At 43.2% G+C, this 21,355-nt stretch carries 14 protein-coding genes; 3 read left to right on the top strand and 11 right to left on the bottom strand.

Going from position 1 to position 21,355, the window contains the following annotated elements; genetic code table 11:
• Positions 1-99 precede the first annotated feature (99 nt).
• Positions 100-285 carry a hypothetical protein gene (locus GQF01_RS00745; protein WP_161404818.1) on the top strand — a complete coding sequence of 62 codons (186 nt, stop codon included), beginning with the start codon at positions 100-102 and terminating at the stop codon, positions 283-285.
• Here the strand turns inward: GQF01_RS00745 and GQF01_RS00740 are convergent.
• The 8 genes from GQF01_RS00740 to GQF01_RS00705 all read right to left on the bottom strand — a co-directional run bounded on the left by GQF01_RS00740 (position 278) and on the right by GQF01_RS00705 (position 9,536).
• Positions 278-862, bottom strand: a complete 585-nt coding sequence (locus GQF01_RS00740) for an HNH endonuclease (protein WP_161404816.1) — start codon at positions 860-862, stop codon at positions 278-280. The genes GQF01_RS00745 and GQF01_RS00740 overlap by 8 nt on opposite strands.
• A gap of 8 nt (positions 863-870) precedes the next feature.
• Positions 871-1,524: a response regulator gene (locus tag GQF01_RS00735; RefSeq protein ID WP_161404814.1), complete on the bottom strand. Its 654-nt coding sequence runs from the start codon at positions 1,522-1,524 to the stop codon at positions 871-873.
• Between the two features lie 11 nt (positions 1,525-1,535).
• On the bottom strand, positions 1,536-4,010 hold the full coding sequence (locus GQF01_RS00730) for a sensor histidine kinase (protein ID WP_161404812.1): 2,475 nt from the start codon (positions 4,008-4,010) through the stop codon (positions 1,536-1,538).
• Between the two features lie 84 nt (positions 4,011-4,094).
• Complete coding sequence (locus tag GQF01_RS00725) at positions 4,095-5,600, bottom strand: Eco57I restriction-modification methylase domain-containing protein (RefSeq protein WP_161404810.1); 1,506 nt, start codon at positions 5,598-5,600, stop codon at positions 4,095-4,097.
• A gap of 51 nt (positions 5,601-5,651) precedes the next feature.
• Positions 5,652-7,235 (bottom strand): 23S rRNA (uracil(1939)-C(5))-methyltransferase RlmD, encoded by a 1,584-nt coding sequence (gene rlmD / locus GQF01_RS00720; RefSeq protein WP_161404808.1) that lies wholly within the window; start codon positions 7,233-7,235, stop codon positions 5,652-5,654.
• Positions 7,236-7,308: 73 nt separating this feature from the next.
• Positions 7,309-8,313: a diacylglycerol kinase gene (locus tag GQF01_RS00715; RefSeq protein WP_161404806.1), complete on the bottom strand. Its 1,005-nt coding sequence runs from the start codon at positions 8,311-8,313 to the stop codon at positions 7,309-7,311.
• A gap of 17 nt (positions 8,314-8,330) precedes the next feature.
• Positions 8,331-9,098: a sirohydrochlorin chelatase gene (locus GQF01_RS00710; protein ID WP_161404804.1), complete on the bottom strand. Its 768-nt coding sequence runs from the start codon at positions 9,096-9,098 to the stop codon at positions 8,331-8,333.
• 147 nt (positions 9,099-9,245) lie between these two features.
• Positions 9,246-9,536, bottom strand: coding sequence for a YerC/YecD family TrpR-related protein (locus GQF01_RS00705; protein WP_079414635.1), 291 nt, complete (start codon positions 9,534-9,536; stop codon positions 9,246-9,248).
• 235 nt (positions 9,537-9,771) lie between these two features.
• Between GQF01_RS00705 and GQF01_RS35810 the strand changes: the two genes are divergently transcribed.
• Positions 9,772-10,488 carry an aminotransferase gene (locus GQF01_RS35810; protein ID WP_202555944.1) on the top strand — a complete coding sequence of 239 codons (717 nt, stop codon included), beginning with the start codon at positions 9,772-9,774 and terminating at the stop codon, positions 10,486-10,488.
• A gap of 259 nt (positions 10,489-10,747) precedes the next feature.
• On the opposite strand, the gene GQF01_RS00695 is transcribed toward GQF01_RS35810, so the two are convergent.
• Together GQF01_RS00695 and GQF01_RS00690 are read right to left on the bottom strand one after the other, a co-directional pair.
• Positions 10,748-16,189 (bottom strand): S-layer homology domain-containing protein, encoded by a 5,442-nt coding sequence (locus GQF01_RS00695; protein ID WP_161404802.1) that lies wholly within the window; start codon positions 16,187-16,189, stop codon positions 10,748-10,750.
• A 30-nt stretch (positions 16,190-16,219) separates the two neighbouring features.
• The gene (locus tag GQF01_RS00690) at positions 16,220-17,395 is read right to left on the bottom strand and encodes a HupE/UreJ family protein (protein WP_161404800.1); all 1,176 of its coding nucleotides are present in this window, start codon (positions 17,393-17,395) and stop codon (positions 16,220-16,222) included.
• A 316-nt stretch (positions 17,396-17,711) separates the two neighbouring features.
• Here GQF01_RS00690 and GQF01_RS00685 point away from each other — a divergent pair, with 316 nt between their 5' ends.
• Positions 17,712-19,862, top strand: a complete 2,151-nt coding sequence (locus GQF01_RS00685; RefSeq protein WP_161404798.1) for a helix-turn-helix domain-containing protein — start codon at positions 17,712-17,714, stop codon at positions 19,860-19,862.
• A 36-nt stretch (positions 19,863-19,898) separates the two neighbouring features.
• Here the strand turns inward: GQF01_RS00685 and GQF01_RS00680 are convergent, their stop codons facing one another.
• Positions 19,899-21,287 (bottom strand): ABC transporter substrate-binding protein, encoded by a 1,389-nt coding sequence (locus GQF01_RS00680; protein ID WP_161404796.1) that lies wholly within the window; start codon positions 21,285-21,287, stop codon positions 19,899-19,901.
• Positions 21,288-21,355: the final 68 nt, after the last annotated feature.

The raw sequence follows: 21,355 nt of genomic DNA, 5'->3' as shown, positions 1-21,355 counted from the left end.
CCGTCATGAAACGGTCTATTTAATAAAATCACATTTGTATAATCACTTATTATTTGGAATAAAATACATGTAACTTAAAATTTAAAAATGAGGGCTTATATGACTGACTCAGCTAAAGATTCACACTTAGAACAAATCAAAATAAGTATTCCTTTAGATCCAACTTTAGAATATCTTGTGCGGATAGAAAGTGAGGGAGGAGGGCATATCCAAATCTCTTCAGTTTTGGACTTTTTAGAAAACAGTGGATATTCAGTTCCGCATAGAGTTAAGAACCTTAATTGAATTTGTCTATTTCAAAATGTTCCGTAAGCAATGACAATAACAAAGTTAACATTTCATTTTCATCATTTAATTCTTTTGATTTAAGAATAGAAATCACATTTTCTATAGACCAGACAATTTGATGTTTTCTAAGATACAACTTTAGTTCTTTATGTATATAATTTGCTAAATTAGACTCATTAGGATGGATTCTTCCATTATTATCACGAAAGAACATATCGCTATAGCTCTGATCTGATGGATCAACAAAACCTTGTTCAGAAACAATAGATTTATCTGGATCTTCTGAAGGCCATTTCCCTGACTTACTTCCATTACATGTTGGGCAAGACAGCACAAGGTTCTTGTAGTCATTTAAAAGATGATTATGAGTTCGGGATTTTAAAATAATCCTCTGAGGTACAAAATGATCAATATGATAATCTTTTTTTATTATTCCAAAATATGAATTGCAATAACCACATCTACCTTGAAAATCTTCCATCAACTCAGACCTGTAGGATTTATACGACCTTTCTGGGGCATATGGAAGTTCTCTTTTTTTTGGATCATTAACTCTAAATTTGATTTTACTCATTGTCATCACTATGAATCACTCTCTGTATTTTGCATAAATGATTTTGCTAATTTCATTATTAATTCTAACTCCTGATCTTTTCTCTTTAAGTTTAGCGGAGTAACATGTCTTCCACAAACACTAGTCTCTAACAGGTGATCAATCAATAGAAGCTGATCCTTTTCTGCATTACTTAGTTTTCGTGCTTGTTCAACCCTCGAGAGTTCAAGTAATTCTACTTCATATAAGTTTAATCTGTTTTTATAATGTTTAATCTGATTAATTATTTTCGTATTAATATTGTCGACGAATTCGCCTGTTTCATCTTCTATATATTTGTCTTTTTTGTAAATTTTATTTACATCTGAATAATCACTTTTTTCAGCATCTACATCATATGAGGTTAAAATAAATATCGGATAAAAATAAAGCATCTGTTCTAGAGCTAATGCAATATCTGTACCGTCGTAATCTACTCTTGCAATGCTCCCATTCAAATTATGGTCAACAACTACAGCATCAAGCTTTTCTTCAAAAATATAGTCAATAATCTGGTTTATTGTTATACCAGAAAATTCAATTACCTTTATTTCAAGAGAATCTTCTTCATATTTACGACTCATTTTATCAATTATTAATTCACGGATCATTAAATCGTCCTCAATTAATCCAACTTTAAACATAATAAACTCTCCTACATGTTAATTGGTAGCAATAGTCTTATTTTAAATCCTAAATTAGAGTCCAAAACTTTAACAGAACCTTCATACTCTTGAATTGTAGACTTTAGTATCCACATACCTAGACCAGTACCATCTTCACGTGTAGTAAAAAAGGGTTCGAAAATAATGTCTTTATTAGATATACTTTTTGAAAGTCCAGGTCCTGAATCGGTATATATGACTTCAAGCATACCTTCACTTTCGAGTTGTGTCACAGCAATATCTATTTTTCTATCCCCCTGTTGCTCTTTACTTAATAGCGCAAATATAGAGTTTATAATAAGATTATTAAAAATACTTTCTAAATCTATTACAAAAGCACGCATTATTGCTTCATCGTCAACATTATTAATTAGATTTACTACTATCTGTTTCTCTGCTAATAATGGACTCCAACCTTCAAGTATTCTATTAAGGGTTTCTACAAAATTGATGTTCTTTCTCTTTCTTTTATCCTTTGACACAATGTTTAATGATATATCAAGCCAACCCTTCAGTGCTTTATCTTTTTCTATCATCATTTCTACAAAGTTAAGAGTTTCATTAACATTTCCTTTAGATATCAGTTTCTTTAGGTATGTATTCCTAGTCACAAGTGGCGCACTAAGATGCTTTATTTCATGAGCTAATGAAGTTAATGCTATCCCCGTTCCAGCTAGAGCTCTGATTAATTTCAGCTCATTTTCCTTTTCCTCTATTACTTCATCATAAGTGAGCAATGATTTAGATAGAATTAAATTATCATTTGTAAGCTTTTGTAATTTTTCTTCAATATTGTAATCCTCAATATCTATTTGTGTATCTTTATTACTCTCATCCGACAAATTTTTTTGCGCTATTTTTTTACCCTCTTGGCGTACAATTTCTTTCTCATCTTTTGCATCCATGAGTTTTTTTATAGCTCTCATAGTCTTCTGTCTATCTCTTTCAAAATAGTTAATTATACTTCTTATTAACTCTTGTAATAATTCAAAACTCTCTGTTTCTTGTAATCCTTCACGATTCGATTTATCTTCGAATACATTATGAAGCCTCGATATTGAAATATTACCTGAGATTTGATTGGGACCAACATGCCATGGACTTTTCTCATTACCAATACCTGCAGGATTACGCCTAAATCTCTCCCCTAACTTTAACCAATCATAGGAAATAGAGTTATTCTCTCCGTATGGTCTAACTCGAAAATAATCTCTAAAGATTTTTATACCACCATACCTATCTAGCCAACTTTTCCTTTTTGAAACATTAAATGTTTTGTATCCGAATTTACTTTCTTCCTCATAATCTCTCTTCATAAAGTAAAAGGAGAATGAAAATTTAGTTAAATCAATTAGATCTTCTTTCTCATATTTAGGAATAAGCTCTTTTATAGAGAAGTGTTGTTCGAAAGTTTTTTTAAGAAAAGTTTCTTTATCAAACGGAAAAGCTTTAAATTCCTCATCATTAAATAAATCAAAATCAAGTTTGCTAAGATCTAGCTCATCACGCGTAACTCTTATTTTAACAATTTCTTTTTCATCAATGCTTGCTTCGACTTTATAGTCAAAGTCATCACATACAGACGAACTCACTGCACCATACTTTTCTTTAGAATTTTTGGCGAATAAGTATATGTCATATATCTTCTCTTCTTTAGGCGGAATAAGTGAATCCAAGCTAGAATAAACTTTATTTATATTCCTATCGTTCCATGAATCTCTTAACCCTGAAATCTTAAGTAAAGTTCCTTTATTGAATTTACTATCTAACAAATTCTTTTTCACAGTTGGATCGACTTTAGAAAAATCTATTTTGCTAAATAGCTCTTCATCTACGATATTTTTAAACTCTTCTTTTTTGAAGATATCTATATCAGCGTATACATCTCCTATAACTGTGTCTTGCTTTTCAAAATCTCCCCAGTTTACTAACCATTTAAAACCATCATTCGACTTTTTCTCCATTGTCCACATTACAGCGGATTGACCTAGTCTATCTAATGCGAATCTTCCTATCCCCTTAGCTCCTGTTCTAACTCTACCCATCTCACTTTGATAATTTATTGATTTGTTATCTGTGCCAATAGTCATCCAAGCTGACCTTATTGTTTCATCACTCATTCCGCTACCATCATCAAGAATATACACATTATTCAAACTAAATAAGTATTTTTGAAGGTCAGTATTTTTCTGAGACTTTTCACTCAAAATGAATGTTTCATCATCCGATTTTATGTAATAATTTGACAGACTCTTAAATCCTTTATACAAATTATTATATTCGGTTATATTTAATTCTTCGGGAGTATGAGTATACGTATTTTCAATAAAAATAATTGCATTATTAGCATCTGCATCATAGCAATTTTTCACTAATTCAATAATTGCTCCTTCTGCATTACTAACATTCTCTCTACCTATTAATCTAGCAGCTCTTGCAGATACAAAAAAAGGTATTTTCCCCATTTACTCACCTCGATATTGGATATTTCTCTCAATTATATATTATATAACAATAAAAAAAACAAGATTCTAGTAGAATCTATGTTTTTAAAAAAAACAATATTTTTTTATAATCATATCTATTTCACTTTGATCTATTTCACCGCTATATTCCGATCCGATATTTAGCAGTTGCTCTAAACTTGGATATTTAAAATTTTTTAAATCATTAACATTTACTTGAGTTGTTCCACTAAATAAACGGAAATAGTTGTCCGCATATGAACTATTTAAATATAAGCTTAACCCTCTAGCTAAAGTGATCTGTAATCCTTTCTTATTTACATGAAAATAATTTAATTTATTCTCAAAAGCAACTCCCTCTTCACTGAATTTCTGACCTTCATAGACCGCGGAAACCAACCGTCTTTTTTCTTCTTTTGATGTTAATCTCTTGATCAGGACATAGTTACCTGAAGGTAATATACGATTAATATTTTTATCATTAATTTTAATATAATTATACTTTTTAATATTAAGACGCGGCCAAACTATCGACATATTAGTGAAATGATCTGGATATATTATGGGAATCCCATTAAAATGGTTCTTCTTGGACAAACAATCGGGCGGCTCTCTAAAATCAACAACTTTTCCAGTAGAAACGCTGATACCTATATCCTCAAGAGTATTAGACAAATATTCGATTTTCTCTCTATTTTTTTGCTCTAAATCATTCCTTGTAATATATATATTCTTTTGTGGGTCTTCCGGAGAGATAACTTTAAAATATGGAATTTTTGCCGACCTTATTTTACTTAAGTTTTCGCTCTCACTGGAGGTTATTCTAATGTAGCGAGTTTTACTATCATCTTTATAACAATGAAAAACTATCGTTTCTTGTAATACACCATCTTCAGAGAAAACTGAATTTCTTGAATTATATAAGTGAATCCATGTAAATCTCATTTCAGATAAGAAATCTAATCTAAACTCAGTGTAATATCTCCCATTACAAAAACTACGAGGTGTAATCCCGATTAATTGGCCCTTCGGTTGTAACATTCCTTTAGCAATTGCCATGAAAGCAGCATAATAATTCGTTACATTAATTCCATTCTTAGATAACCTTTTATTTATTTCTGAATTCCTTGAAATTTTTTTATAAGGTGGATTCATTATAATTATATTAAATTTATTTTGTTCATTATCAAGAACACTTATGAAATCTTCTAATATTATATTAAATTCGAATCCAACATTTACTTCATTACATATTGAGGTACAAATTTCCATAGACTCATATAAAAATTGTTCCAATGTGTTATCTATTTCATATAAAAAAACTGTTATTTTTTTTGGCAAGACTTTTTTTGAACAAATTTTAGCAATTAAAGCTGTAGTTAATATTCCTATACCCGCTCCTGGATCTAAGATTCTTATCTCATCTAAATTCACACTTCTCATCATGCTAGACATAAGACGCGCAGTCTTATAGTTTGTAAAATATTGTTCATATAAGCTCTTATTTTTCTCATCCAGTCCGCAAGTTGCTTTATTTCTGATTGACTCCATTTTTCTTGAAACATTTAATTTAGTTATAAGTTTTTTCATCATTATCAATCCTAATATATTTTACTTGCTTAAAGATGAATTATTACGTGGTTATTTTTTCAATAAAGCCACCGACTCCACATGCACCGTATGCGGAAACATATCCACCGGCGTCACCTCCGCGACGCCGTAGCCCCCATCAACCAGCACGCGCAAGTCGCGAGCCAGTGTCGATGCGCTGCACGACACATAGACGACGCGGCGCGGCTGCAGCTCTAAGATCGTCGCGAGCAGCGCGGCGTCGCAGCCCTTGCGGGGCGGGTCCACCACGATCACGTCCGGGCGAATGCCCTGACGTGTCCACTCGGGGAGGACCACTTCCGCTGGGCCCGCTTCGAAATGCACGTTCGTCATGCCGTTTAACTCGGCATTCTTCCGTGCATCCGCGATCGCCTCTTCGACGATCTCAACGCCATAGACCTGTCCCGCGCGCTGCGCCAGGAACAGGGAGATCGTCCCGATGCCGCAATAGGCATCGACAACCACTTCATCGCCGGTCAACCCGGCGTACTCCAAGGCCTTCCCGTACAAGACTTCCGTCTGGACGGGGTTCACTTGAAAGAAGGATCGCGCGGAAATGGCAAATTTCACATCGCCGATATAGTCATAGATGACCTCGCTGCCCCACAGGACACGAGTCTCATCCCCAAAAATAACATTCGTCTGCTTCACATTAATGTTATGACAAATGCTCTTCACTGAAGGCAGCGCAGCCCTAATACCATCAATCCACTCGTCCACACGCGGAATCGTGCTGCCATTGGTCACCAAGACCACCATGATCTCGCCCGTGCGGAAGCCGACTTTGACGACGACATGGCGCAGCAGTCCGGCATTACGCTCTTCATCATAAGCACGAATGCCCAGCCGAGCACCAATCTCCTTCACTCGGGCAACGACCTCGTCGTTCGCTTCGTGTTGGATCAGGCACTCCTCCATATCAATGATGCGATGACTTCCTTGCGCATAGAATCCACCAATGAGGCCGCCGCGCTCTTCCCCAAAAGGAACCTGCGCCTTGTTCCGGTACCGCCACGGATCGGACATCCCAAGAGTGGGATGGACAACTATCCCTTCTATCCCCTTATCCGATGAAGATTCGGAGGAGGAGGAAGTTGATTGCACTTCCAGCTTCCCAATCCGCTGCAAATTATCCACCACCTGCTGCCGCTTCACACGAAGCTGCGCCTCATAACTGAGGTGCTGCAGTTGACAGCCGCCGCACTCCTCATATATACCGCAAACCGGCATAACACGTTCCGCACTCTCTTCCATCAATTCAACAAGCCGCGCATGCCCATATTGCTTCTTCAGATGCTCCACCCGCACCAGAGCACGCTCACCAGGCAGCGCACCAGCGACAAAAAGGGTAAAGCCGTTCACACGGCCCACCCCTTCCCCATCATGGCTGATCCCAATGATCTCAGCCTCGTATTGCTGCCCGATCTGCACCGGCAGATCCGCCATCCAGGCCGGCGCCGCTTTAGGCGCAGAATTCCTTGCTCTTTGTTCCGCAGTATTCCTTACTCTTTGTCCCGTAGGTTTACCTGCTCTTTGCCCTGCAGAATTCCCCGCTCCTCTATCCGCAGTTCCTACACGGTTGGACTTCGCAGTCCTTTTATCTTTTACGCTCATAATACCCTCACTTATCTCTTCTATCCCTGTATCGCCAAGTCTTCTTTCCCTGTATCTCCAAAATTCCGCGCCGTTACTCCCTAGGCTGATGCGGATGATTCCCCTCTTGCTCCTCATCACTTTGCCGTTCCTTCAAATGAAACGGCGTCGTCAACGTCTCAATCAGCGTCTTCTTATAAATGGACTGACCCGACTCATCGACGATGATCTGGAGGTGACTCTTCAGATTCGTCATGACGCAGGGCAGCGTGCCGCCGAATTCGCCATCCAGGTTCAACTGGACGTAGTCCGGAGAATTAATTTCGATATGATTCGTCTGAAAATAAATCAGATTCGGGTCACTTAAATGCTCCCCGCGCAGCGCGAGTGTGACCACTCTAATAAACTCCGCAAGATTACACTTGCGCAGTATCAAAACGTCAAACAACCCGTCATTCATTCTGGCTTCCGGAACGAGCTTCTCGAAGCCGCCGACGGAGTTCGTGTTGCCAACAAGGAACATCATGACTTCATCGTGAAACTCGAGATCGCCAGCTTTGACGTACAGCTCGATAGGCTTGAGCCTAGGCAGCTTTTCGAGTCCCTTCATATAATAGGCCAACTGACCGATCATGGTTTTGAGTTTACTCGGGACTTCGTACGTTAACTCCGTCATCGAGCCTCCGCCAGCGATATTAATGAAGTAGCGGTTGTTGATTTTGCCTACATCAATGTCGGTCGTATACTGCTGGATGATCAGGTCGCATGCCTGCTCCAGATTCTTGGGAATGCCGAGTGCGCGGGCAAAATCGTTGGTCGTCCCCAGCGGCAAAATGCCCAGCGGCGGCCGCCCCTCTTTCTCGGCCATCCCGTTCACGACTTCGCACAAGGTACCGTCTCCGCCTGCGGCGATAATGAGATCAAAGCCACGATTCACGGCCTCGGCCGCGGCAAGTGTGGCGTCCCCTTCACCGATCGTCGCGTGAGCGGATGTTTCGAAGCCGCCGCGCTCTAGGCGCTGAAGGATTTCTGGCAGGCGTTTCTTCATTTCTTCCCGTCCAGAAGTCGGGTTATAGATCAGTCTTGCTCTTTTGACCATTGTGTCTCATCACCTGTTCACCGTCTCGAATTTGCGGAAGCAATCTGCTTCTCCATCCACTTGGAAATTAGCGGACTTGGCAACAGCGCCCGTCCATTATATTTATATGCAAATCCCTTCAAACGGGAAGGGACTACTTGACTCGTGAAATAGCCCTCACTCAGAAAAAGCGGCGCCACAATAACAGTATGTCCAGGCTTCTTATCCGCCCACTCTGTCATTTTCGCATGCACTTGATCCGGCAACAGCATAGCAGCATCCGCCTCGTCATAGCCGCCTAGAGCTTTCAAACGCTCTGCTAACTGCTCTAAGCCTTGAAGCCACTTCTGATGAAAGCCCTCTTCTTGACTTCCGTGCCCAATCAGCAGAAGGATTTCCTGCGTTGGCGAGTCGGACAGTTCCTTGATTTTGGCATAAATAATCTCAGCAATAACAGGATCGTCATCAATCGGCGATGTACAATGAATCCGTGCTTTGATATCAAAAGGCTTCATGTCAGTCTCCAGCAGCGGCTGCTCGATGACTCCTAAGGCGTAGCTGATTTCATCAATATGTGTACTTCCAGAGGACACGAACAGCGGAACGACGATGATATCCGTTACACCTTGCTCCTCTAAGCTAGTAATACCGTCTTGAATCAACCGACCTTCCACCAGCTCCAGATATGAGGCATAAATAGGAACGTCTGCCGGCAAATGAACCGCAGTTACGGCTTCGTCAACGAGGTCAACCCAGCCTTTATCCCTTGATCCATGGCTTATAACCAGGACACCAACCTTACTCATTATGTTCTCCCCACCCGTTCTATCCATGGCTACAATCCTATGCTAACGAATGTGTTCCCACATGTCAATTGAGCCCTCAATAAACAGCAAAAATCCCGCATTACACTTGGTAATGCAGGATCTTGAATTCTTTTATAATACGAATAATTAACGTCCTAAACGATCTAATGTCAGTACATAGCCGTCATTGCCGTAGTTCAAGCAGCGCTTAACTCTGGAAATCGTAGCTGTAGATGCACCTGTTTCCGCTTCGATCTGATTGTACGTGCACCCTTTGCGCAGCATACGAGCAACCTCTAGACGCTGGGAAAGCGATTGAATCTCGTTCACAGTGCATAGGTCATCAAAAAAGACGTAGCACTCCTCTATATCCTTAAGGGTCAGTATGGCCTCAAAAAGTTGGTCTATTGCTTTATCATTCAATTTTTTTAATTGCATACGTTATCAACTCCTGGTAGAAAAGCATGTTAGCTTATTATAGTAAGCTCCAGAGTAACATTCGACACGCCCGCTTTAAATCCTCCCTTTAGGATTGCGAAACGTTAAAATTTCTATGCGTTAATGGGATGAATTGTGACAAATATCTAGGACCCGTGACATTCGTCCATACCAATGCTAGGCAAGTGACATATCCTGTAGGAGACAAATCTGATAAAAAGGATCGTGAATCCCAGTGAATAACCCTAGACAAATCATTGGTAATGGCGGTAAGCGTCCTGAAGTGCATACAAGAAGCATCACAACTTTACCCCCACAACTTGGTGATGATCGCGCATTCGGCCAGTACCCAGGCTTAGGCGGCGGCAATCCATTCTCGGATTTCTCTCAAGGCGGAGGCTTCCCTACTCCTTTCCAAGGAGGCGGCGATCTATTCGGCGGTAATACCGGCGGTGGCGGTGGATTTTTTGGCGGCGGCGGTGGCGGTAATGCCGGTGGTGGTGGACTACTCGGCGGTGGCGGTGGTAATGCCGGTGGTGGTGGCGGCTTCTTCGGCGGCGGCGGCAATGCTGGTGCCACAGGAGGTGGCGGTGGCGGTAACTTCCTCAGCAACCTCCTCGGAGGAGGCGGTGGTGGTGGCGCCGCTGCAGGCGGCAGCTCTAACCCGCTGAGCGGCCTCAACATGAAGCAAATCTCCGGCTTCGTTGAGCGGATGGGCGGCATCGACGGCATCCTCGGCACGATGGGCAAGGTTCAGAAGTTCATGTCCAGCTTTCAGCAAATGGCTCCAATGGTGAAAACGATCTTCGGGGCCTTGGGCAAAGGGAAAGTAGCCTCGGGAGATTCTATTGAAGTGTTCAAACCGAAGCGCAAACGCCGGAAGAAATCCGGTCCAGCCCGCAGACGCAAAGGCGGTTCCAAATCCGGAACAGCTAAGCGTAAACGCAGATAATCTTATCGTAAGGGAACTCCGTTCCTTTATTAAGGCGAAATGTGGAGTTTCACAGCGCAAAGGGGAACTACAGGATCTTATCTCTGCTCCTGCGTCCAACAATCCGTCCAGCATGGATGAATAACGGACCACAGTTCCCCTTCCCTGTTAAAAACGCTGTTTTGGACAAAATAGCGCCCTGCAGTTCCCTTTCTCTCCGCGAGACCCTGTGACGAAAAAAAGGCTCCCCGTCTTTTAAGACGAAGGAGCCTTTTCATTATTACTTTTTCAGTGTTCTTAGAATAAGGGTAGATGCTTCCGCGCGAGTTGTTAATCCTTGCGGTTTCAATGTACCATCCTCATAACCGTTCATGAACCCTTTGGAGGTTAACGTAGCTACTGCCGCTTGTGCCCAATCAGAGATTGCAGCACTATCGGTGAAGCTCGTATTGCCTGCCACTTTGTCCAAATGAGCGGCACGAACCATGATTTCTGCCATTTGCTCACGGGTAATGAAATCATCCGGACCAAAAGTTGTATCTGTGTAGCCTGTAACAATGCCTTGCGCTGCAGCTGTGGCAATTGCGTTCTTCGCCCAGTGATTCGCTGCATCAGCGAACTTATTGCTGCTGCCTTGCTCGTTTAATTTCAGGAATTTCACAACGATTGAAACGAATTCAGCTCGTGTGATGCGGTTTTCCGGTTTAAATGTGCCATCTTCATAGCCGTTAATGGAACCCGCTTTAACTAGTTCTAGAATGTTATTTTCTGCCCAGTGTCCTTTGATATCAGTCAACTTAATGGCACCAGCATCAGGTTTTGTTTCTTGTTTCGGGTTAGAGATAACAGCAAATTTCGTAAAATGAGTGACCGAACCAGTTACGGTACCGTTCACTTTATCAACGGCAATGTTATCTAGTTGGACCCAAGCTTTGGTTGTTTCATTAAACCAGTACAAGCTTACGTCTGACTTTTCTAGATCCACTTTGCTTTTATCATAAGGCAAGGTGATTTCGATAGCTTTACTGAATGTACCATCTTTATCTTTCTTAATTTCGAACACATCACTAATCAGCTTAGATGATGGGTCTACTGGCAGCGAAGCTGCATCGGAAATTTTAGCTACTGTAACCTTAATGTCGCTTGGTATCGCACCTTTTGGAATGACAATCTTAGCGCCTTCCAAAGTTACTGCACCACCGTCCACTGGAATCGTTGCTTCCGAAGGCAACGCTGGCGCGCCACCACCGCCACTGCTTGACTCTTCTTGATGGCTAGTGTTGAATTTCCAAATATCAGATTGTCTCGATCCACCATATTGATCTTCTGCGAGAGCGTACCATTGATAGGTCATATTTAGAGCAAGGTTCGGCCATGTTACTGAGGCAGTGTCCCCGCTTTTCACACTCGCCACGCTTCCGATCGTTTTGTTCGTATACACGTTCACTCCGATATAATCCGTAGCTACGCGTTTGATTACAGCATCCAGATTCAGATCCAGGCTGAACTCATCTTTCCCAGGATATTCTGCCGGATCATAGAAGTTGTAATCATCCAAATGCGGTGAGTAAGTCTTCATGTTGATTTTGCCATGCGCCAGATCAAATTGCATCAATCGCATATACCCTAGTCCACCTTCAGGCGCGCCTTGGTAGTCTGCCAACATTTGATACACATTGCGATCTGGAACGCCATCGTTGTTATCGTCGATCGGATCGACTTTCAGCTCAGCGTCGTGGTAGTGACCAGATAGAGCAGCAATTACGTTCTTATTCGGCTTAATAACACGTTCGAAAACTTTTTCTGCCATTGGTGCACGGTTATTGGAAACAAGCATGAATTCATGGAAGTTCAGAATCGCTTTGCGGTTCGGATACTTTTTCAACACTTCGTTGATCCAATCAATCTCTTTATCTCCATAACCCCAACCCATGTAAACGATGATGAAATCATTACCGTTCGAGGAAACTAAGTCATAGTGACCGCGGTTGTTATCATAAGATTCGCCGTAAGTAGGCTGGCTTTTGAAACGATCCTCACCGAACCACTTGCTGTAATAACTGTAATCATTGTCTTGGTGGCCTACGTCATGGTTACCTGCAAGCACCCCGTAAGGGATTCCTGCCGCTTCCAAAACTTTCATATCTTTATCGGCTTCAACCCATTGATACTCTTGATCAGCATTATCGACGATGTCGCCGGTATGAATGACGTATTTAATTTTGTTGTCTTCTTTGTGATCGGAGATCCATTTCACCATTTTTTGGTAGATATACGGATAGCTCTTGGAGTAATACTGGGTATCGGACATCCACACGAAGGAGAAATCATAGTCGCTATCAGCGGCTTGATTCTGTGTAACGGTGGCAATCTCATCCTGTACCATCACTTGAATTTTCCCGTTATTGGCATAATCACCCGCCAGGACGCTCGCTTTCAGCTCGAAATCCGCACTGCCCGCGATAACGGTTTTCAGTTGACTCCATTCCAGCTTACTTGGACTCCATGCGTACAAGGAAACTTTACGGCCTTCCAGGGATTTCCCTTTCCAGTCGACGACCACTTCATCCGTTTTTTGAACCGCAGGGTCTAACGCAATCTCAAAACGTTGATACGGGAATTTCTCGACAGCGTCATCGGTGAGATAGTTGCCGTCAACGCTGCTAATTTTGCTATAATCTTCAGGCGTCATAGCCGCTTCAGTTGCAGGCTTCTCTTGCTTCGGAGGCTCTGTATCTGCAGCGCCGCGATAGCCCTTGAACGTTCCCTGTGTGCTTGCATCGTATTTGAATCCTTGATTGAACGTGACTTTCAAGTCATCATTCATCGGATCGCTTACTTTTACGCTAAGTGAAGCTGAGTTTTCTAAACCAAACGCTCCTTGACCCGGACCAATTTGTACTGGCATATCCGGCATTTCATTGGGCACTTCGAAATTAACAGTTACTTCCTTCACATTACCAACTTTATCCGTTGCTTTAACATTAAAAACATGCTTTCCACTCGGCAGTTGAGCAGATGAAGTAGCCATCGGCAGCGTAATCGGTTGCTCGTCTAATGTAGCTTCAACCTTGTCTACACCGGCCAATGCATCCGTTACGTTCGCATCGATCGTGAAATTGCCACGGTACATTTTCTCCTCAATAGAAGGCACCACAACAGGAGCTGTATTATCCACCTTAATGTTGGAAGTAACCGAACCGTATGTCGTCTCACTAACCGTAACTTGATGATCGCCATCACTTGTTAAAGTCGTGTTCCAATCATGTGCTTTGGAAGCCAATTGCGTAGATGGAATGTTGAAGTTAAAATCAATCACCGGTGACAGACCGGAAGAATCCCCGATTTTAATTACCTTGTTAGGATCGCTATATTTCGGGTCATAGACGACCGTACCGTCAGCGAAAACGAGGCGTACATTCTTCACTTCGAAATTGTCTTTATTCTCTGCTGGCCGGTCGTCGAACGGTGAAGCCTTGGAACCAGCACGGATCTGGAACGCATTGCTGCCCTCTTTGAGCCTATCGGCTTTTAGTGGGATGGATAGTGTTTTGTAGCTGTTAATCGGGTCTTGGAAAATCGAAAGAATTTCCTGCCCTTGGGTAATCCCATTTTTGAAATAGTAGTTGACACCCATCACTTCAAAAGCGAAGAAGGCATCATGCTCCACGGCATGATAAGTCGATTGCGTTTGCTCGGCGCCATCGATAGCTAGTTTCAGGCTGTCCGGATTAACGCCTTCACCTGTTCCTTTCAACACTTTCGTTTGCGAGACGATGTCACCATCTTTCACGTTCAAACGTAGGTTGGAGTGGTCCGAACCACCTTGAATTTGCACACGCTTCGTTTGTGTAATGGTCTCATTCGTGCCGTCGGAAGCAGTGAAATAATAATCCAGATAAGAGTTTCCGATAAGTTCAGGCGAATAAATCATATAATGGTACAACGTATCCGCGAAGCTTTCTTTCAGGTACCTCTTGTTGTATTGGGACTGCTTGTCCGTTTTATAGTAGAGGGCTACGGTTTTGAGCGATGTTTCGTCCTTAGCCTCTCCGATAATTTCGAGATCCAAGGCTTGATCAATTGTACTCTCTTTGGTCAAATCCTTGAGCGTAGGCTTAAGGGTATCCGCAGTAACCTTCACGGTCTGAGGCGGAACTTGAACTTGATCGACAGAACCCGGTGTTGCTGCTGCAACGGTCGAGCTGTATTTGATCATCGTTTTGCTGCCGTCAGAAGGATATTTATACAGAATCCCTTTATTAGCCTTAGAATCGCCGTTGATGTAATAAGCTGTGGAAAGCTCAATGCCTGTATTTGTAGCGATCACAAGACCACGGTTAGAGGCGTTCGCCATCCCATCGCTGTGCACGCGTACAAGGTTAGTGCCTTCTACAAGGTTCGTTCCGTAGTTGGCATTGAAGTCTGCTGCCGTTGAGTTTGCATTCTGGTTGTTGATGATCCAGAAGACGAGTGTGCCCTTCGAAGGAATCAGCATATCTTCTTTGTCCGCAGGCCATGGAACGTCTGCATCTGGACCTGAATCCGTGTAACGGTAGACGACTTTATAGTCTTTGAAATTAATCGTTTTATCCGTATTGTTATAAACTTCAATGAATTCATAACCGTCCGCAGAGCCCACATTCGTGGAATCCGGTACGACTTCGGTCACCATGAGCGGTGGAACTTTTGAATAGTCGGATTGATCAAGCGTAATATTTACGTTGTAAACGTTCGATCTCACCGTGCTGAAACCGTCATTTGCTTGAATGTAGTAATTCAATTGGCTTTCAGTTAGCTTGTCCTTAGTAATGACAGCTTGATATTGATTACTGCCCGTCACCGTCATTGGTACGGATTCATAGTTCGATTGGGATGCCAACTGATAATACACGGCAGCAGATACCGTTTCATTCTGTTCCGTATTAGCAACTTGAGCTTGCAGGATCAAATTGTTCTTCTGATCAGCTTGGGTAACCGGCGTGTGGCTGATGACAGGAGGATCAGAGAAGTAAAGCGGAACAGGCGGAACCTGAGTAGGGTCGACACTCCCAGGTGTGGCAGCGGCCGCTTCCGAGTCGGCACCCGAGCCATACATCACCATGTTCTTCGATCCGTCCGCTGCAAAGCGATAGAAAATCCCTTTTTCCGGTTTCGTTTGCTCATCGTTTTGATAGCTGGCAACAGAGATATCCGTGCCGTCTTTCTCTTGAATGACCAAATCTCTCGGGTTGCTGTTGTGCATGCCTCCACCGCCGTCAACACGGAAAAGGTTCACATTTTCTTGCAGACTCGTATGAAAGTTCTGATTAAAATCAGCAGCTTTCAGGTTTAAATTAATCCCTTTATCCGTGTTCATCACCCATAGGACGATGGAAGATTGTGCAGGAATTTTCATGCTCCCATCTGGATTCCCATTCTGATAGGATCCCCAAACGGTGCTCGTGCCGGGATATCGATACACTAGATTGTAATCTTTGAAGTCCAAAGTTTTGTTCGTATTGTTATAAACTTCAATAAATTCATAAGCATCTGCACTGCTGAGATTCGCAGTATCCGGAACAAGCTCCGTAATCATCAGCTTAGGTAATTTCGAATAATCGACCGCGCTGATTTGCGCTTCGTTCTCTACGGCATTTGCCCCCATCGGAGTCAACATGCTGAACATCATACCGGCTATGGTCGCGCCGGATATCAATCGTTTAAAACTCTTTTTAACCAACTTGATAACGTCCCCTCATCACAACTAATTTTATTGGCTAATAATGCGCTCAATCAACCAGTAAAGCCCGAACACCCCAATGATCCCAGAAGCGTATTGATTCCATTTGATTTGCACCGGCAAACGTTTCATCCACAGAAGCAATGGAATCACAATGGCTACGACCACAAGCTGTCCAATTTCTACACCCAGGTTGAATGAAAATAAAGGAAGGGCCATATGTCCAGACAACGTTCCTCGCAGCACCTCGGCAAATCCGAATCCGTGCACAAGGCCAAACAACAATGTAACGATCACACGCGCACTTTCTTTTCGCTTCCATATATTCTCTACAGCAATATACAGAATGCTAAGTGCAATTAAGGGTTCAACAATCTTTGGTGAGAGATAAGCGACCTCCAGAGAAGATAGGACTAGCGTAATGCAGTGACCTATTGTAAAGGCTGTAATCAATCGCACTATTTTCCATACCCTTTGCTCAGCAGCTAGCAGAAGGCCAAGTACGAACAGCATGTGATCAAGCCCCGACCAGATGTGCTCCATCCCCATGAGGACGTACGTCTTGAGCGTACTCACCCAAGAAGTCGCCACCATATTCACGGCTGGCTTCGCATCAAGGGCTGCAGGTGCTGCCACTGCTGAAGGATTCCCCGCAGCTGCTCCCGGACCTTGAATCTGCACAATATAATTTTGACTGCCTAGTACCTGCTGGATGGTTTGTCCACCGACCTGAATCGTGGCATAGTTGCTATGGTTCACATCGATCCCGCTGTACCAGAAGAAATTGTACTGCATCAGATATTGCTTCACAGGAGCAGCAAATTTATATCGGATATCCATGCCGATCATTTCCATCGTGGCTCGTTTCTCATGCTTGACTGCAGTAATAACCCCTGCTCCAATTTTCCCATCTCCCGTAACGATAAGACCGTCATCAACAACCTTCGTTAGAGCCTCAATGGAACTCGACAATTGTTTATCGCTGATCTTGTCGCCTCCATCCGGTTTATCCGGGAAAATATGAACAAAGTCGCTCTCCAGAATCGACAGGTGGTATTGTATCGTATCCGCACCAACCTTGATATCGGAATACCCTGCCGAAGACGCATGAGCTCCCGCTGAGCCGGCTAAGGTCATACATACGATTACCGCTAAAGCACAAGCCAAAAAGCTCTTATAGATGTTGGTCACGGTTCTATTACGCATGTGTTTCATTTCGTTCCTATCCTCTCATTCATCAACTGATCTTGCTCATCCGAACCTTAACTGCCTCTCCTCCCCATGAGCCTCATTCGTTACCTGCCCATCATATCCAGCGGGCGCTCCCTTGCCTATACACATGATTTTCGATCCTTCTCTATTGTTTCGATTGGTTTTTTAAGCTTTTATGAACCGCCGAATCCGTAAAAGTGCAAAGCTTCCAAAAAAAAGCCCATACCCTTAACAAGGATAATGGTCTACAATTAAAGGTATATAAATCGCCGGAAGTCAACAGCGTAACGATCAAAGGGGCCTGCGACTTATGACTATTTTTTCATTGAATAAATCACTATTTCGGTCTGTATTAACCAGCTTCATCGTTCTGATTCTGATTTTCTCCTCCTTTAGCCTACTCATCTTCTGGATGCTAAAAAGCCACCTTCGCAGCGAGATGATCGAACAGAATCACCTCACTTTGCAGAAAGTGGCGGAACGTTATCAGTTTCAGTTAGATAAAATCAGGGAGGCCCTTTTCAAGCAATTCACAGATAAAGATGTCATTGCCCTTAACAATCAAGTGACGCTTAAGAAAGATGCCGAGACGCTTACTACTCGTCCCATTGTTCTGGATATCCAAAGCATCGTAGGTGATTCGGATCTTTATCTGGATAATATGATCCTATTGTTTCGTTCTGCGAATCTGGCTATTAATAAATTTGGTCCAGGGACGAACGAAGAATTGTTTGCAAATCTGTATGCCAGCAAGCCATATCCGCTTTCTTATTGGCAGTCGCAGTTTCAACGTACGGACAATTTCGTGCTTCATCCTGCCACAGCCTTTGGAGCTTCAGCCGCTGATCCAGCGGCCAAAACATTGATTCCTTATTCCATCAAGCCTACACTGGCTGATAATATGTTGATCGCCATGATCGACGCAGACCGTTTGCGGGACGCGATACTTAAAGAGAATCCCAATCTGGATTTGACCATTATGGGGCCGGGACAAGACCTTATTTATCAGACCAATCGCAGTGGTAGTACGCTGCCAGAGTCACTATTGTCATCCCCACCCGCTGAGCGTGTGTACTTACTAGAAAGCGGGATCTATTACGTCGATTATCAAAATGAAGACAACCTGCATTTCATCATGCGGGTTACCAACCCAGATATTGCAGCCAAAATCCTTCGTTTAGATAATATCGTGATCATCCTGCTAGGCATTTCAATCTTCATCGCCTTCGTTGTCTCGATCTTTTTCAGCAAACGGATTAATCATCCTGTACGCCAGCTGCTGAAGGAGAAAGGTCAAATTCAGCAGGAGCTGAAGGATCAGCAGTCCGAGCTAACCAACTATCATTTCATCAATAAATTGAAAAATATCAATATGGAATCTGGTGAATGGCCGCACATTCAGGGTACCGAGGAAACCTATACCATCGTTCTCTATGAGCTTCGCTTTCGAGCGCCCGCTTTTGTAGAAGCCCCGCTGAGCAAGGAGCAAATCTCACAGTCGATTGGTGCGCACCTCAAACAATTCGCGGAAGAGACCATTCCTGAGTCCCATACCTTTCAGATCGAGCATCATCAGTTTCTATCTGTTTTTCCCGGCAATGAAAGGGATCGTATCCTAGCTATGCTAGAGCCGTTGAAGCAGATTCTCGATCAAGATAAGCGCTACTGTTTAGTGACGGCGGCCGTAAGTTCGGCATTTGAGCATTCGATCCAGTTCGGATATGCCTACCGCCAAGTGAATGAAATGGCCATGCAGGCTAGATTGCTGAATGAAACACAAACGATAACCGAGTTTCGCTCGGATCGCTCTACTTATGTCTTAACGCTTGCTCAGGAGCAGGATCTAACTGCCGTACTGAAGGCAGGCAAGGAGCAGGAAACGCTGGATCTGATCCTCCCCTGGCTGCAGGAGCTTAACCACAAAGAAGCGTCTGTTGATGTTTTTAGACATATGACGCTTGCTGTGACTGACAAAGCCAAGATGGTGCTGGAGTATTACAAAGTTCAAACAGAGTCCTTATGGCAGCTCAAGCCCCTCCTGCTTCAACTAGATGAGTGCTGTACGCTCGAAGAGTACCAGATAACCTTCCAGGCTTATTTCCGTGCCGTGACTCAGATCATCCGTGAGAAAAAGGAAGCCAACGATCCCATTGTTGACCATGTCCTGCGTGTGATTAACGAACAGTTTGCTGAGGATCTCTCGCTCGATGTGCTGGCCGATCAACTGAGTTTGAGTACCTCGTACCTCTCGACGTATATCAAAGAGAAGACAGGTGCCAATTTCATGGAGCATTTGCATGATCGAAGAGTGAGCAATGCGAAGGAATTGCTGCACGCGACCGATTTGAACATTCAAGAAATCAGCATCCAAGTGGGTTATCGGAACATCTCTTCATTTAACCGGATGTTCAAAAACCGGACAGGCTCATCCCCCGGCGAATATCGGAAAACAAAGCTATAAGTAAAAAAGCATCCCCAATAGGGATGCTTTTTGCGTTTATTTCAATATATGATTATAGGCTGCTATTTTGGCGTTAATTTCCGCAGCTGCCCTATCAAGTGCTGCCTGCGGCGATTGCTGGCCGCTCAGAGCCTGATTGACGGCTTCCTCCGTAAGCTTCCTTGCGTCGGGGTAGACACCTAGCACGCCGCCCAGCGTCGCTTTATTTAACTTCGAAGCGTTATGCTGATCGATCGCTGTCTTGAACTGCGGATATTTCTTCATGTTCTCCTGCACAATCGGCAGCTCATACGTTTTCTTCGTAATTGGAAAATAACCCGTATTCACGTGAAAAATCGCTTGTTGTTCCGGCTCTGACAAATACTTCATGAATGTCCAAGCAGCCTGCTGCTCTTCCCCGGACTTACTGTTCATGATCCAGTTGCTGCCGCCTCCAACCCCCACACCGCCACTTGCCGTCTCGGATGCTTTTGGGAAAAAGCCCGTTCCGACTTCGAACTTGCCTTCAACCGAACCCAGAATATCACGTAGTGCCGCCGTTGTATCGAAAATCATAGCTACCTTACCCTCAGCGAAAGCTTTCTTCGAGGTATCCCCTTTACCTGCCGAGTAGATGGCTACGTTGTTATCCACGAGTTCCTTCCACCATGCAAGCGCCTTGACGCCATCTGTACCATTCAACTGCCAAGCAGTGGCCAGCCCATCGCGTCCATTGCCGTTATCAACCAGCTCTGCGCCTTGATTCGCAACAAACTGTTCCATATACCAGCTGTGTGTACCAAAATAAGCGCCTGTTACGCCGCCTTTTGTCAGCTTTGTGGCTGCTTTCTTGAGATCCTCATACAACACGGGAGGTTGATCAGGATTCAGCCCAGCTGCCTTGAACAAATCTTTGTTATAGTACAAGATTGGATTGGATGCATTAAAAGGCATCGAAAACAACGTGCTATCCACGGTATAGTAATTAATAATAGCCTCATCCATTTGGGAAGTGTCGTACTTCTCCCGATCAATAAATTGCTGGATCGGCGTAATAGCCCTCGAATCGATCATAAATCGGGTTCCAATGTCGTACACCTGTGCCATTGTAGGAGCGATGGTTGAACCGATGGACGCTTTCAACTTGGTCAGGCTATCATAATAGGACCCCTGGTAGACGGCTTCAACCGTAATATCTTTATGCGATGCATTGAAGGCAGACACGAGCTTGTCCACCACTTTGCCATTCTCGCCGCTCATCGCGTGCCACCAGACGACCTTCGTAACCCCAACCGTCGCTTCTGAGACTGCTTCTGCAGCTCCAACCTTAGTTCCTCTAGCGCTTTGGTTCCCCCAGATTGTATAGCTTATTCCGAATATGCCAAATAGCAGCAAAATAAATACCGTATAAATGGGTACTGAAACTTTACGTTGAAATTTGTTCATGATATTCCCCCCCATGACTTTTAATCATAGGGGATCAATGTATTAGCATGATTATTGGAATGTTAAGA

Origin of the sequence: Paenibacillus silvestris (genome assembly GCF_009882985.1) — a bacterium.
Taxonomy (GTDB): Bacteria; Bacillota; Bacilli; order Paenibacillales; family NBRC-103111; genus Paenibacillus_E; species Paenibacillus_E silvestris.
This window is presented reverse-complemented; position numbering and strand designations above follow the sequence as displayed.

What these genes read in the sequence shown, in the direction of transcription:
- GQF01_RS00710 (WP_161404804.1), bottom strand. Translation starts at nt 9,098, where the DNA reads ATGAGTAAGGTTGGTGTCCTGGTTATAAGCCATGGATCAAGGGATAAA.
- GQF01_RS00725 (WP_161404810.1), bottom strand. Translation starts at nt 5,600, where the DNA reads ATGAAAAAACTTATAACTAAATTAAATGTTTCAAGAAAAATGGAGTCA.
- GQF01_RS00735 (WP_161404814.1), bottom strand. Translation starts at nt 1,524, where the DNA reads ATGTTTAAAGTTGGATTAATTGAGGACGATTTAATGATCCGTGAATTA.
- rlmD (WP_161404808.1), bottom strand. Translation starts at nt 7,235, where the DNA reads ATGAGCGTAAAAGATAAAAGGACTGCGAAGTCCAACCGTGTAGGAACT.
- GQF01_RS00685 (WP_161404798.1), top strand. Translation starts at nt 17,712, where the DNA reads ATGACTATTTTTTCATTGAATAAATCACTATTTCGGTCTGTATTAACC.
- GQF01_RS00730 (WP_161404812.1), bottom strand. Translation starts at nt 4,010, where the DNA reads ATGGGGAAAATACCTTTTTTTGTATCTGCAAGAGCTGCTAGATTAATA.
- GQF01_RS00715 (WP_161404806.1), bottom strand. Translation starts at nt 8,313, where the DNA reads ATGGTCAAAAGAGCAAGACTGATCTATAACCCGACTTCTGGACGGGAA.
- GQF01_RS00740 (WP_161404816.1), bottom strand. Translation starts at nt 862, where the DNA reads ATGAGTAAAATCAAATTTAGAGTTAATGATCCAAAAAAAAGAGAACTT.
- GQF01_RS00745 (WP_161404818.1), top strand. Translation starts at nt 100, where the DNA reads ATGACTGACTCAGCTAAAGATTCACACTTAGAACAAATCAAAATAAGT.
- GQF01_RS00680 (WP_161404796.1), bottom strand. Translation starts at nt 21,287, where the DNA reads ATGAACAAATTTCAACGTAAAGTTTCAGTACCCATTTATACGGTATTT.
- GQF01_RS00690 (WP_161404800.1), bottom strand. Translation starts at nt 17,395, where the DNA reads ATGCGTAATAGAACCGTGACCAACATCTATAAGAGCTTTTTGGCTTGT.
- GQF01_RS00705 (WP_079414635.1), bottom strand. Translation starts at nt 9,536, where the DNA reads ATGCAATTAAAAAAATTGAATGATAAAGCAATAGACCAACTTTTTGAG.